Consider the following 14,788-nt stretch of genomic DNA (forward strand, 5'->3'; position numbering starts at 1 on the left):
TGTTGTTATTCTTCCGACCAGTTCATGGTCCTTTCTATTGCTTTTTTCCAGTAACGCAACAGTTCTTTCGCTTTTTCTTTTTCCATCTCCGGCTCGAATTTCTTCTCCACCGCCCATTGTTTCTTGATCTCGTCTACACTTTTCCAGTACCCTACTGCCAGTCCGGCCAGGTAAGCTGCACCCAGCGCAGTGGTTTCCAATACCTTCGGACGGATCACATCACTGCCAAAAATATCTGCCTGGAATTGCATCAGCGCATTATTTTCTACCGCACCACCATCTACACGAAGTTCTGTAGATTTCTTTCCCGAATCAGATTCCATACTTTTCAGCAGGTCGCGCACCTGGAAAGCAATGCCTTCCAATGCCGCACGGGTAATGTGGGCCGAGGTTGTGCCTCTGGTAATTCCGAAGATCGCGCCACGGGCATAAGGATCCCAGTAAGGTGCGCCCAAACCAGTTAAGGCCGGTACAAAATACACCCCTCCATTGTCTTCTACCGAAGCAGCCAGTTTTTCACTTTCGGCCGAAGTCCGGATCACGCCAAGACCATCACGCAGCCATTGAATCGCTGCACCACCTACAAAAACACTTCCTTCCAGCGCATAAGTTACTTTGCCACCAATCTTCCAGGCCACCGTAGTGAGCAGGTTATTTTTAGAAAGTACCGGTTTATGTCCTGTATTCATCAACATGAAACATCCCGTACCATAGGTATTTTTAGTCATCCCCTCATCCACACACATCTGTCCGAATAATGCGGCCTGCTGATCACCGGCAATTCCAGCAATTGGAATTTTAGAGGCAAAAAGGGTCGTTACCGTATCTCCATAGATCTCCGAACTCTGTTTCACTTCAGGAAGCATGCTTTCCGGAATCGTTAACAGTTCCAGCAATTCCTTATCCCATTCCATCGTATGGATGTTAAACATCAGGGTGCGGCTTGCATTAGACACATCGGTGATGTGCATTGCGCCACGGGTAAATTTCCAAACCAGCCAGCTGTCTACCGTACCGAAACAAAGTTCCCCGTTTTCTGCCCTTTCCCTTGCCCCTTTCACATTGTCCAGGATCCATTTCACCTTAGTTCCGGAGAAATAGGCATCAATCACCAATCCTGTTTTTTCCTTAATCTTATCCGACCATCCTTTTTCCTTCAGCTCGTCGCAATATTTTGCCGTTCTTCTGTCCTGCCATACAATCGCATTGTAAACCGGAATTCCCGTTTCCTTATCCCATACAATCGTCGTTTCGCGTTGGTTCGTGATGCCAATTGCGGCGATGTTGAGCCCGTTCAAATCTGATTTCGCGATTACCTCTGCCGCTACGGACGACTGTGAGTACCAGATCTCATTCGCATCATGTTCCACCCATCCCGGTTTAGGAAAGATCTGTTCGAATGGTTTTTGCGCTACGGCAACAACCTCTCCATCATGGTTAAAAATGATGGCGCGAGAGCTCGTGGTGCCCTGGTCTAGAGCGAGTATGAATTTTTGGTCTGGATTCATATGATATAAGGTTTAATTAGGTATAAAATTTAATTTGGTTATTCAAAAAACTAATCGAGCGTATAAGTTTTGGCCAGCTTCGTAAAGTCCTGCAGCTCCTGTGCCACCCAGGCCTCATCCAGTTTCAGCTCTTCAGCAATGATGCCCGCAACCGCCGGAGCGGCAAGAACTGCGGCATGTACATCCAGGAACAGCAAACGGAAACGACGGCCTAAAACATCTTCTACCCTTCGGGCATATTCATTTCTCACCGCCCATACCACCATGGCTTTGGTATATGGATATTCCGGCACCAATCTTTCCAGCAAGGCCGGATTTTCGTTGATCAGCTTTTGTACTCCTGCGATGTCAGCGCCGTAAAAATGTAAAGGATCGGCACGGTTAGGTTCCGGCACATAACCATGGATCTGAAGTGCTTCCGTTACGCATTTCTTTGCCGGAAGGAAGTTCTTTTCAATCGCCTTGTCCAGCGTATCCTGTGCCATCCGGCGAAACGTAGTCCATTTCCCACCCGTAATCGTGATCATTCCGGAATCCGAAACGATGATCTTGTGGCTTCTCGAAATTTCTTTGGTCTTCGCTCCTTCCGCTTTCGGTGCCGCCAATGGGCGCAAACCCGCAAAGACAGCGAGTACATCCGAGCGAAGCGGTTTTTTAACGAAATATTTTCCTGCGGTAGAGAGGATAAATTCAATCTCTGTATCCAGCGCTCTGGGCTCCAGTTCTGCATGATCTACCAGAGTATCGGTGGTTCCGACAATCAGCTTATTGTGCCATGGCACTGCGAAAAGCACCCTGCCATCATCCGTTTCCGGAATCATCAGTGCATTTTCGCCCACCATAAAGGAACGGTCCAGGGTGATGTGCACTCCCTGGCTCGGGCGCACCAAATGCGGTGCTTCCGGTTTGTCCATTTTCAGAATATTGTCTACATAGACACCGGTGGCATTGATCACGATCTTTCCAATCGCCTCATAGCTGTTGCCGGTTTCTATATCTTTCACTTTAATCCCGTTTACTTTCTTTTTATCATCTTTCAGCAAACCTTCTACCTTCATGTAGTTCAGCACGGTCGCCCCGTTTTCGATGGCGGTCTGTGCAATGTTCAGCGCCAGGCGGGAATCGTCAAACTGACCATCATGATAAACCACCCCTCCTTTTAACCCTTCCTGTCTGATAGAAGGTAATGCTTCGATGGTTTTCTTTTTGCTGATGTATTTCGATGCGCCAAGACTCAGCTTACCCGCAAGCAGGTCGTAAAACTTCAATCCTATAGTATACTTCACATTGTTGAACCAGGAATAGTTCGGGATCACAAAAGTTTCGTTTTTTGTCAGGTGAGGTGCGTTTTTCAACAACAATCCCCGTTCATGACAAGCTTCACGCACCAAACCAAGATCGCCCTGCGCCATATAACGCACACCACCATGCACCAGTTTCGTTGCCTTACTGGAAGTTCCCTTGGCATAATCCGCCTGTTCTACCAGCAAAGTTTTGTAACCACGTGTGGCCGCATCCATTGCAATACCTAAACCTGTAGCCCCGCCACCAATGATGATTACATCCCATTGCGTGCCGGCAGCTAAATTCTGTATCAATTGAAGTCTATTCATAATTGCATCTTTTAATAAAATGAAACTTTCAACTAGTTTCATTTACTTTCACAAATTTGTCTTATTATACTTTCATTTCCAAATTATTCCTAAGTTTTTTTCTGAACCCGCCAATTATCAGGAAATCAGAAAACAGAAAAACACTTAAAAAAGCAGGTCATTGAACATTTAAGCAGAATAATTCAAATCATTTAGCAGCAATAACCACACCAGTAAACAACAGGGCTTCTTTTCTATTTTACGAAAGCATTTGAAATTAAAACAGATCGAAACTATCCGTTTTTAGCGCCTTTAAGGATGGTACTAGGCGGGTATCCCCAATATTGTTTAAAGGCAGCGGTAAAGTTAGACAGGTTCTGGTAGCCCAGCAGCTCCGCGATTTCCCCTACACTCTTTTCCTTCTCTAATAAGAACTGCCTGGCCTGTTCCATGCGAACCTGCTGCAGGTAACCGAACACTGTAGTCCCAAACAACTCTTTAAAGCCCTTTTTCAGTTTAAAATCGTTCGTTCCTACCTTATGTGCCAGTTCAATGATCGAACATGGTGTACTGCTGTTCAAGCGGATATATTCTTTTGCAGCATGGATCTTTTCGACATCAGCGGTCTTCAGCGATTGCTTCTGTCCTATATTGGATACCACATCAGACAAGTCCAGTTGCAAAGCGAAAAGCTCATGAACCTTGGCTTCCAGGAAGATTTTACGCGTTAATCCGGAAAAAGGACAGGTTTTCATTTCCCCAATGATCCGTTTCATCGCAGGCGTTACCGGCAAGGCTTGTTTGAAAAGCTGGGTAGAGGCATCTCCGGCAATGCCCTGGATAAACTGGTCCAGAACTTTATGCTGTCCATACCATTGATCCAGAAATCCGGCGTTTAAATGAATGTCGAAGGTTTCGTATTGTTTCCCTTCTTCAAATTCCACAAAACCCATCCCTCCTTTTAAGCTGAGCAAATTCTGCTGCATGCCTTCTACGAGCTGTCCTTTCTTCCCTTTTTCGCCAAAGCGAACAGAATTCGTCAGGTTAAAATGCATCTCCAGACAAGGATGTTCCATCTCAGAATTAAAAATCAGGTTCTTATCCATCTGGTAATGTCCGTTTAAAACAGAACCGATCCCCAGGCCGCTTTCCTGGTAGCTGATCGTTCCAAATTCATGGTCTAAAGAAGTAGTGGTTTCTAAAACGAAACCATCCGAAAGGACGGTCGCCTCCGCCTGATCATAAAACAGCTCCTGCAAAAAATTAGACTCCAGACTAAACTTCATACCTCTTCACATTATTTGGAAAGCGTCTAAATTACGAAAAGAATAAATAATCCCAAATTCATAATTCTTGCTCCCTAATTGGTAAACAGCCTTTTTCTGCCCCGGTTACTTTTGCATCGCCATTAAGAACATGCCCTTAAAGGCTTCTATACAAAAGGATGATCATACATAATTTCTATAAAAAGCCCCTGCTCACGATGACCTGGGCATTGCTAATGGGTTCCGCCACTGCGCAGGAAGTCAGAAAAGACAGTGTTTCCAAATCCAAAGCACTGAAGGAAGTAGAAATCAGGACCCGTACAAAAATTACCGAAATCAAAGAATCCCCTCTTAACATCACGGTTATTGATGTAAAGAAAGTACATGGAGAAAGTGGAAACCTCGTTGACCTCATCAATCGATCCCCCGGAGTCAGGTTGCGAAGTGATGGCTACCTCGGTGCACCCATCAACATTTCTCTGAACGGACTGGAAGGCAAGGCTATTGCGCTGTTTAAAGACGGAATTCCCCTCTCCGTCTTCGGCCATAGCTTTGACCCCAGTTTACTTCCGGTCAATATGCTGGACCGCGTAGAGGTTTACAAAGGCGTATTGCCCGTATCCCTGGGTGCAGATGCTTTGGGTGGCGCCATTAACTTCATCAGCCGTTACCCGGCGAAGCGAACGATAGACCTTTCGTACGAACTCAGTAGCTATAACACCCATCGGGCTTCCCTTACCTTTTACGCCCCTTCCCAGAAAACCAAGCTCTATACCGGGCTCAACGCCTCTTTCGCGTATTCGGATAACAACTATACTGAAGAACGCGCCTATAATGATCGGCCCAACAGCTCAGAAACCTATTTTGAACGGGTAAAATACCTCAACAACAAAACCAGAACCGCCACCGCCGAAGCCTATATCGGCCTCCGCCATCAAAGCTGGGCAGACGACATCCGCCTTACCCTCATTGGCTCCACTTTCTACAGAGGCGTTCCTTTCATTCCTTTTGCTACGCCCAGGTATTTTGCGGTCCATGCCTATTCCGACGAAAAAAACATCACGCCGATGTTGCGTTATGATAAAAAGCTCCTCCACAACAAGCTTGAGCTCAATGCGGTGGCTTCCTATTCCTGGGTAAGTACAATCTTTCGGGATACGAGTTTGAATAAATACGACCGGTATGGCAACTTTTTAAAACGGGAAGAGCTTACACCTCAGGTCAGAAGAGAACTCCAGGGCACAGGACGGGACCTTTCTTTAGACTACAAAATAGCCGCATTGCGTTTCAATGCCGTTTACCGCATCCATTCACAACATGCCCTGGAATTCAACAACGTTTATACCAGCAATCAGCGCATCGGATCAGATCCATTGGGTGGCATCACAGCTTTTACCAATCTTGATGTGTACCGAACCCCGGCGAAATACAGCAAAAACATCACCGCAGCAGGCCTTCACTCCTGGCTGCTCGACAACAAACTGGAAAACATGATCGCGGTTAAACATTACCGGATGAATACTTCCGGATTCTCCAACTATCAGGCCGAAGGTGGAGAAAGCATAGAACGGAACTCCGAAAACAAATGGGGATGGATGGAAGGACTCAGCTACCGGCCTCATGACCGATGGCTCGGTAAAGTCTCTTACGAATACGCCACGCGTGTACCGGATGATGTGGAAGTCTATGGCGATGCGATCAGAACGAGCGGAAACTTCAACTTAAAACCAGAACGCAGTCATAATTACAACCTTCAGTTACAATACAACAGCATCAGGCGGGGCGTAGGCGCATTGGAAATCATAGCCAATTATTTTATCAGAAACACCAGTCAGCTGATCCAGCTGTACCGGGACATTCCCAAATCTTACTACCTGAACCAGGATAAGGTGAAAATACAGGGAATCGAATTTGATGTCCAGTACCGCCCTTTCGCCCTGCTCTCTCTCGCTGCAAATGCCACTTATCAGGATGTGAGAAATTACCAGACCAGGTTGTATTCTTATGGACCATTACTTCAAACGCCAATATACAAAGGACGTCTGGCCAATACACCTCCCCTGTTTGGCAACGCACAGGCGAGGTTGCATTTCAAGGATTTCCTGCAAAAAGGCAGCACCACAGAAGTCTATTGGTATTACAGTTATACGCACCGGTTCTACAGTCAGAATTACGACGACAGCTTAACAGGCGCCATCGGTTTCTTTGAACGCTTCCCTGAGGGTTATGCCAATCAAAACTCCTGGTTGCCGCAGGACGGACGAATGGGCCAGCAAAATCATTCCATAGGCATCATGCAAAAGCTGGCCCGCCCTAATGGAAGCCTGAGCCTGGAGTGCCATAACCTCACGAATCAGCAACTTTTTGACAACCTGTATGTCGAGAAACCCGGCAGAACATTCCACCTCAAACTCAGCATTTCTTTATAACCATAAATACATAAAAACCATGTTTAAACAAATCAAACCCACTCTGCTTATAGCCATGTGTACGATCCTCTTTGCCTGCAAAAAGGACGCTAAAGTAGTGACGCCCCCGCCAACATCAGATCCTAAAAGCACCTGGATCATTTATAACGGAGAAGCCAACTGGTCTGGATTAATCAGCCCTTCTCAAGGCCTCCCTACCGGAGAGTTTCCCATATCAAGCCTTAAAGGTGGTTATCAGCTGGGTTATGCTGCAGGTGGCCGTGTATTCGGCAAATACATCTATAAGCTAAACAGCAACGCTAAAAAAGGTATTCAGCGCCTGGAAGTGAATGCTGCAGGAACTGTGGTAGAAGCCGGATTCCTGGAAACGCCTTTCAGCAGTGATGCGGAAGAAGGAAATTTTCACATCAGCAGCGCTGATAAAGGTTATTACTGGGACTCTTCCAGAGGAAGAATGAAAATTCAAACCTTTAATCCTACCACCATGGTGCGTACAGGAGAAATCGACCTGAGTGCGTTAACTAAAGGGGCTTCTTACGAAGCTGCAGGACAACTGGTGATTGCAGAGAAAGAAGGAAAACTGTTTGTAGACCTTCAATATGGCACCAGGACGGCGGCATGGCAGATCGTACCGAACGATGAAAATGTATATATCGCGGTGATTGACATTGCGAGTCAGAAATACGAAAGCACTACACAATATGCTAAAGCATCTAACCTTGGCCTTTTTGGCGATCATCCACTATGGAATGTGGATGCAGTAACGGGAGATCTATACGTGGTAGCAGTGAGCAACATGAAAACCCAAACTCCTGAATCAAAGATTCTCAGGATCAAAAAAGGCTCCACTGCTTTTGATGCTACATTTCAGCTGAGCATTAAAGATTACCAGTATCCAAGTGATTTCAATGCTTTATTTGCGTATGATGGCAAGATCTATACGAAGATCTCTTCCCGCCCTGCGGGATATTATAGCGGTGGAACCCATGGAACAAGATACCGTGACGACATCTGGTACTGGACTTCGATCGATGTGGTATCTAAAAGAGCAACAAGGTTAAACATCCCGGTAGACAATTTCTTCTGCTACCAGCAGCCTTTCCTTGCAGATGGCAAAATATACTTCATCTCGAACAATGCGATCGATAGCTTCTCAGGTTTGTATGAGCTTGATCCGAAAACCGGAACAGCAAAAGAAAACTTCCGTTTAAAAGGCGGCAGCAAGTTAATGGGCGTAAACAGGCTTCAATAAGCTGGATTTATTAAAGAGGAAAAGCAGGTTTTTCTGTTGCTTTCCTCTTTAATTATGAGAACTGGTATTGTTTCTGTTTTTTACGCAAAAACATTTTAGCTGGAATTCAATACTTTACAGTATTTTGTCAATAAATGTTCAAATTTAACATGATTAGGTTGGCAACTTAATTTTAAAATTCTATCTTTGCCGCTCTTCAAAACAACGAAGAAGATTCCGTAGCTCAGCTGGTAGAGCATTACACTTTTAATGTAGTGGTCCTGGGTTCGAATCCCAGCGGGATCACCAGAATACAAAAGCACTTCTAACATAACTTAGAGGTGCTTTTTTTTTACCAGATATTCAATTTGACCTCACACGTCTCAAAACATAGTGCATAAAATGACTCCATTCAAACCAAGGTTCAATATTTTCATTCCATCACTAAGACTTACTGGGATATTAGTTGGGCTGAATTTATTGATTTTCATGATTTCTGGATTTATTGAAAATATTGGTTTTGAAGAGCTTAAACATAAAGAAGTTTACCTGTTCGCAGTTGGGATTCTAGCTATAGGTTTCAGCTGGGTAGGACTAACTGTATCTTTCCTAAAAAAAACAAGAAACTATACCATTACAGATACTTTTATAAAAAAGTATAACTTCTTAAACTTTTCCAATACCTATTATTATAAAAATGATGTAAAGGGTTTTTCTACTTGTAAAATACGAACAAGGCATCTACATTATGAAATGCTAACCATATATTTATGTGATGACACCAAAATCGATCTAGAACAATTTGCTTATTTTAATTTTTCGAGAATACAATTTGAACTATATGAGAAAGGGTATGATTATCTGGGTGAGGAAGATTATGTTCCCAATTTTTTTGGCAGAGAATATCAATTTTGAAAATTGTATAATCTAAACGTATGGCAATACAATCCTTCCAAACCTATCGGGTGTTTCCTTAAACACATTTCACAATTACAGGGAGACTCTGGTCGATGATGTTCAGGACATTCCTTACGAAAAAGTAGTCATCATGAAACAATTGTTTGATTTTGAGCCGGGAACACTGGCAAGGCAAAATCCGGAAGTGACGTTAAAGCGCACTTAGGTGCGCTTCTTTCGTTTAAATTATTTACAGCACATATTCACAATATAAACTAAATAAAAGGCGACCTTTACAGCAATGCGTAAGAAAGCTGATCATATTCCTGTCAACAGGTTTCCTGAAGGAACTTGCCGGGGCATTCTGCTGATGCGGGAATTCTTTGACGGCTCACCAGATTCTGAACAGGTCGAACGTGCTCACCGTGACGGAGGCTATACCTTCATCATTCAGGAGAGCGGCGTCACCCAAATCGAAATTGATTTCCAAAAGTATGCGATAGCCGCGCCTGCCCTTATCTTTATACATCCGCATCAAGTACACCGAGTGATCGCTTTTGAAAACGCGATGATAAGCACGTGGATCATTACCGAGGAAAATCTCCGACCGGAATATTTAAGCTTGCTAGAAGACCTTACGCCTGTTCACACATTGCCTGTTAAGCCCGGCACACTCGCCATGCTCCAGGAAATGGTCGCCCTGAGTATAAAGCTTTCTGAGGATAGAACGGAACTGCTTTATCATGCGATCCTCAAGGAAAGTATAAATACTTTGGTCACTTTGATCATTTCGCAATACTTGGCTTTAGCCAAATCTGCCGAGCACCATACCCGTTTTTATGTCATCACAAAAGAATTTAAAAACCTGCTGAAAAAGCATTTCAAGGCTGTTAAAAATCCTGCGGATTATGCCGGACAGCTTCATATTTCTACATCGTATCTTAACGAATGTGTGAAGGCCATCACCGGAAGCTCTGTATCGTCCCATATCCAACAAAGGGTGATGCTCGAAGCCAAACGCCTGCTTTATCATTCTGCCAGGTCCGTGAAAGAGATCGCCGGTGAGTTGGGCTATGATGACTATTCCTATTTTATTCGGCTGTTCACAAAAGTGGTTGGCATAACGCCGGTTGCCTTTCGGAATAAAAACCGCGAATAGTCCTACAATTACGACTTCCTGTCCTTGTATCACTCCGATTTCTGCTGTTCCTTTGTCCTACTAAAAAGAGATAGAAAATGTTACAGCATAAAAATATAGCCATTATTGGCGGTGGTCCGGGTGGATTAACACTGGCGAGACTCTTACAGCAAAAAGGTGCCCGGACCAAAGTTTTCGAACGGGATCACAGTCAGGTGGCACGTGTACAAGGTGCGATTGTTGATCTGCATTTCGATTCGGGTCTCAAGGTGATGGAGGCGACCGGACTAATGGAGGCTTTTAAAGCCAGCTACATGACAGGTGCGGATAAGTACCGCCTGCTTGATCCCAAAGGCAATATTGTGATGGATGATGGGAACCAGGCTGGCGAGGCAAAATTTGGTGATCCACGTTTTCGGCCGGAGATCGACCGGGGAGCCTTGCGGGATTTGCTGATCGATGGATTGCAGCCTGGCACCGTGGTTTGGGACAGCCAGCTCGTTAGCATGCAGCAGGTGGGCTATAAATGGGAATTGAAATTTAAGAATGGAATGACTGCTACGGCGGATCTGGTTATCGGGGCAGATGGTTATCGCTCGCAAGTCCGTCCCTACCTGACCGATGTAAAGGCGCTTTATTCCGGGGCGACGATCATGCAGGGAGAGATAGATCATCCAGAGATAGCTTGCCCGGCTTTCTTCCAATTGGTTAATAAAGCGAATTTGATGGCGATGGGAGCCGGGGCGACAATTGCCGCACAGCCACGAGGCGATGGCGGCCTGACTTTTTATGCAGCATCCTTGTACCCGGAAAACTGGATCCAAACCAGCGGTATAGATTTTAATAACCCCAAAGAAGTGAGGGCTTTTCTAAAGGAACATTACGCGGGCTGGGATCATATATTTCATACGCTATTTGAGGCATGTACGCATTTTGTTCCCCGGCCACTCTACTATTTCCCTATAGAAAATCGCTGGATTACCAAAAACAACCTCACCCTTATTGGTGACGCCGCCCATTTGATGCCGCCCAATGGCGAAGGCGTTAACCTGGCCATGCAGGATGCCCTGGATCTCTCAGATTGCCTGAACAATGCAGATTTTGGGAATATTCATGATGCGATATCTGCTTACGAAAAGCTCATGTTTGACCGCGCTGCGCCACTATGTAAAGAATCAGTTGAAGGGATCAGAGACTTTGCCGCACCAAACGAGGAGTCTGTACAAGAGCTGATCAAAATGCTCAGCTGATTTAAATATTTTTCCAAGTGGATGGTCTAAAAACACGAAAAAGCGTTGTAAATATTCAATATGCTCAATTCTTTTTTGGTATTAATAGTATCTCATATAAGTTATTTAGATTCAAATTCACCCCATTCAATGTTCGTAATTAGAGTTCACTTTACACTTTCTTTGATTCTAAACCTGTAGCAAGTATTCCTTTTTACCCAATAAATCTACTACACTATCATAATGCGCTAAGATCTCTTCTTCCGCCCATTTTGTTTCTGTTGTACTTTTGTTGGTGAGATCATACATAACTTTTCTTTTTGGGGTAAGATGCTCGTCATAATAAGTAACAGCCTTACCATTTGGCTCCTCGTTATTCATTTTTGAATTATGCCCCTTGCTGACCAAACAAAGATTGCCAAGGCAGTTGATTACGTCATTCCCCACTTCCCTTGGCCTGGACTGTGGTCTATGATGTTCTACTGAATTCCGATATTTGAATGATAAGCTTGAATATTTTCTAGGATTATCAAGATAATATAGATAGTCTATAAAATTAAACAGAAAGTGAGGTGTATTCGTTCCATCTGAATAAAGTTTCGTTTTTCCTATCCCATTCAATCTCTCATGCTGGTTATAATAATCCAACATCCAGGTATCGATCTTTTTCTGCAGGTGATCTGAAGACATTTTAAGATCCTTGTATGAAGTAAACCAACTCAATAGGTCCTGTAGCCAATTCTTATATATTCTTGTCCTAAAGGTAACTTGTAACATTGACATCGACTTGATTAGACGATCCTGATCATTAAAAGTATTTAGGTAGTTAAATTTATAATGCTTTTTTGCTTCATAATAATATCTATTTGGCTTTCTTAAGGTCCATTCATAATTATCCTCTGAATCCTCTTTCGTTGTTGCCTTGATCACGAAACGGTCAAATACAGTGCGATAAAATAGTAAGCATTCTGCGAAATACATAGGCTTGATTTCATTTTCAAGAACCTGGTAAACCTCTAATAGGTATTTTTCATTGAGTGGTATATCTTTACCGGTTTTTTTCAAATATTTTTTATTATTCTCTAATTTGAGTACATGCATTAGAAAATTTGGAAAATCAATAATAGAGCTATCCTCTGCTTCATCCTCAACATCTTCGCCTATCTTACCTGCGCCTTTGTTACTCTTTTCATCTGTCCTTTGCGACAGAATAAATCCAATAGTATTTTCTTTACTGCCGTCTGCTTCCACTTCACTGTATTCCATTTCCTCGGAATCAAATTGAAAGGAATTAAAGTCATCGCCGAAGAACTGCTTTCTCTGTTCTAATGAAAAAAGTTTCTGTATCTGTACATCCATCTGTGAGCAAGTATCCCAAATCAGCGCAAATACATCTTGCTGTTCCTGATCGACTCCAATCTTACTTAATAACTTAGCCTTTAGAACTTCATGTTTTTTGAGCTGTTCGCCCCTATTATTCATAATCTCAAAATATTTAGCTACGTCAGTATCTTCGGGGATCTCTACTCTAACTAAGATCACTTTATCAAAAAAATAGTCTCGAAAATCACTTAGCTCCTGCTCACTTAAGTTGGCAATCGATTTTTCGATTTCGCTGTCAGGATTAAGCTGTGCATTTTTGATGTAACCTAATGCCTCATATAAATGGGATGTCCTACTATGATAGGTAATTCCTTCCATGGACTGATATCTATACAGTGCATTGAAAAAGTTTTCTACCTCTGGTCTAGAGTCATAGCATAGGCTTGCTACCTTTATGTCGTTATTTTTGAGCACCTTACCTATCAGCGTAATAGTAGTTAGTCGCTGTTGACCATCGATAACCTCGAAATCACCGTTTTTTCGTTCTAGAACTACCAGGCTTCCGATATAATAATTCGATTTGCTGTCTTTGGTGAAATTTTCATAGACATCTTGCAGGAGCTGGCTAATTTCTTCCTGTCCCCATGCATAGTTGCGTTGATAAAGCGGAACAACATATCTTGATTTAAGGATATCGGATATGTTCTTATTTAAATCTTTGGTTTCCATTATGCTAATTTTACCTGTAATTCCTCGTCTGTAATTATTGTGATGTTGTTAATTGTAAAAAAATGTCTGACCTTATCGACGTCCTTTGCTAGCGTAATGGAATATTTTGATTTCTTTTCTAATTCCAGGAGTTCCATGTAACTTTTTGCGTTATTGATTACGAAAAAAGCGTTTATAAAGCTCTTGTTTTTTGCAACGAAATCATATTTCACCTGTTGTTTTTCAAGCCTTACTCGATAGATAATAGCATATAGTATTTTGTAATACTTCATTAGTCCATCTTCCCCAAACTTATCGAACAACAAAAAGACAAGTGATTTAAATACCTCGCAGAGATATCGATCGCCAGCTCTGTTATGTTTGTATAGACACTGCTCTTTGTAAAAATTTTTAAACTCAGCAAGCTCCTGAGAATCCGTTAAGTTTAGGAAGAGCCGCTGGTAGATCTGGTTATAGGTCTCAATATAATCAAAAAAGGCTTTTCCATTAACAATTGTTTGATTGATGGAAACAAAGGGATCAATCCCCTCATCAAGCTTACTATTGAAACGGCCTTTTATGCCCTTGACACTGCCACCAATATGGTTGAGATGCCTGGTAGCCAGTAATTGCAGAAAATGAGTATTATGAAAAGGATATTTTGCAGAATCTCTTTGGGAAATAGTAAATCCCTTAAACTCTTCTATATTCTTCTTTACAAAACCTAATGCCTCACCTCTTCTGCTCCATACTCGGGTACGGTAGAGCTGCTCGCCAAAGATCTGTTTTAGAATATCCACAGACTCGCCCTTAGCTAATGAGGAAACTCTAGTGCCGTTTTCCCATCTCTGATCCAATAGAATCTTTGTTTCTTGATCTTCCTCATCCATTGATCTGATATGATAGGCCTTTAACAGATTATAGGCTTCGAGTTCCTTTCCTCTACCATTCTGAGAATCAAACATCTGAAATGCCTCACTCAGGCTATCGACAACAATTTCAACCATTTCACAGTGCTCAGTAAGGAAAAGTAGAAATTCCTTTTTCCTCTCCCCAAGGTTTTCCTTTAGCCAGAGCATTATAAATAGATGATTGGATCTTATATTTTCATGAGAATCACCGTGGGGATATCTTAACGTATCTATGTGCGCCTCTACCAATGGATCACCTATTACTTTTAATATCAAAAGTAAAGTGGTAATCCTCTGCTGGCCATCCACGATATTATAGATATTGCCCTCATCGCTTTTCTCTTTATGGAGAATAAGTGCTCCAATCCTGTAGGATTGTTGTCCATTCTGCCAGGCCTCAAATATATCTTCTAGAAGAAGTGAAACATTTTTCTCTTTCCATCGGTATGGTCGCTGGTAAACTGGGATACATAATCCGTCGTTTTTCAGTACAACTTTGACTTTCTTAATTTCTGCTAAAATAGAATTGTTCATTCAATTTGAATATTGGGATTTTA

At 42.9% G+C, this 14,788-nt stretch carries 10 protein-coding genes and 1 tRNA gene; 6 read left to right on the plus strand and 5 right to left on the minus strand.

Going from position 1 to position 14,788, the window contains the following annotated elements:
* Nucleotides 1–5: 5 nt before the first annotated feature.
* The 3 genes from glpK to DBR43_RS29770 form a co-directional block, all read right to left on the minus strand.
* Nucleotides 6–1,508 (minus strand): glycerol kinase GlpK, encoded by a 1,503-nt coding sequence (gene glpK, locus DBR43_RS29760; RefSeq protein WP_124586946.1) that lies wholly within the window; start codon nucleotides 1,506–1,508, stop codon nucleotides 6–8.
* Between the two features lie 50 nt (nucleotides 1,509–1,558).
* The gene (locus tag DBR43_RS29765; RefSeq protein ID WP_124586947.1) at nucleotides 1,559–3,121 is read right to left on the minus strand and encodes a glycerol-3-phosphate dehydrogenase/oxidase; all 1,563 of its coding nucleotides are present in this window, start codon (nucleotides 3,119–3,121) and stop codon (nucleotides 1,559–1,561) included.
* A 272-nt stretch (nucleotides 3,122–3,393) separates the two neighbouring features.
* The gene (locus tag DBR43_RS29770; RefSeq protein ID WP_124586948.1) at nucleotides 3,394–4,386 is read right to left on the minus strand and encodes a helix-turn-helix transcriptional regulator; all 993 of its coding nucleotides are present in this window, start codon (nucleotides 4,384–4,386) and stop codon (nucleotides 3,394–3,396) included.
* Between the two features lie 158 nt (nucleotides 4,387–4,544).
* Between DBR43_RS29770 and DBR43_RS29775 the strand changes: the two genes are divergently transcribed.
* From DBR43_RS29775 to DBR43_RS29800, 6 genes are all read left to right on the plus strand, one after another.
* Complete coding sequence (locus DBR43_RS29775) at nucleotides 4,545–6,794, plus strand: TonB-dependent receptor domain-containing protein (RefSeq protein WP_124586949.1); 2,250 nt, start codon at nucleotides 4,545–4,547, stop codon at nucleotides 6,792–6,794.
* 19 nt (nucleotides 6,795–6,813) lie between these two features.
* A complete protein-coding gene (locus DBR43_RS29780; RefSeq protein ID WP_124586950.1) occupies nucleotides 6,814–8,046 on the plus strand; it encodes a hypothetical protein in 1,233 nt (410 codons plus the stop codon).
* 212 nt (nucleotides 8,047–8,258) lie between these two features.
* Nucleotides 8,259–8,334: transfer RNA gene (locus tag DBR43_RS29785), tRNA-Lys, on the plus strand.
* Nucleotides 8,335–8,427: 93 nt separating this feature from the next.
* Nucleotides 8,428–8,940 carry a hypothetical protein gene (locus DBR43_RS29790; protein WP_124586951.1) on the plus strand — a complete coding sequence of 171 codons (513 nt, stop codon included), beginning with the start codon at nucleotides 8,428–8,430 and terminating at the stop codon, nucleotides 8,938–8,940.
* A gap of 283 nt (nucleotides 8,941–9,223) precedes the next feature.
* Nucleotides 9,224–10,081 carry a helix-turn-helix domain-containing protein gene (locus DBR43_RS29795; protein ID WP_124586952.1) on the plus strand — a complete coding sequence of 286 codons (858 nt, stop codon included), beginning with the start codon at nucleotides 9,224–9,226 and terminating at the stop codon, nucleotides 10,079–10,081.
* 77 nt (nucleotides 10,082–10,158) lie between these two features.
* A complete protein-coding gene (locus DBR43_RS29800; RefSeq protein WP_124586953.1) occupies nucleotides 10,159–11,310 on the plus strand; it encodes an FAD-dependent oxidoreductase in 1,152 nt (383 codons plus the stop codon).
* A 168-nt stretch (nucleotides 11,311–11,478) separates the two neighbouring features.
* Here the strand turns inward: DBR43_RS29800 and DBR43_RS29805 are convergent, their stop codons facing one another.
* Nucleotides 11,479–13,341 (minus strand): DUF262 domain-containing protein, encoded by a 1,863-nt coding sequence (locus DBR43_RS29805; protein ID WP_124586954.1) that lies wholly within the window; start codon nucleotides 13,339–13,341, stop codon nucleotides 11,479–11,481.
* The gene (locus tag DBR43_RS29810) at nucleotides 13,341–14,765 is read right to left on the minus strand and encodes a DUF262 domain-containing protein (RefSeq protein WP_124586955.1); all 1,425 of its coding nucleotides are present in this window, start codon (nucleotides 14,763–14,765) and stop codon (nucleotides 13,341–13,343) included. The genes DBR43_RS29805 and DBR43_RS29810 overlap by 1 nt, the downstream gene beginning before the upstream one ends.
* Nucleotides 14,766–14,788 lie beyond the last annotated feature (23 nt).

It is taken from the genome of Pedobacter sp. KBW06, assembly GCF_003852525.1.
Taxonomy (GTDB): Bacteria; Bacteroidota; Bacteroidia; order Sphingobacteriales; family Sphingobacteriaceae; genus Pedobacter.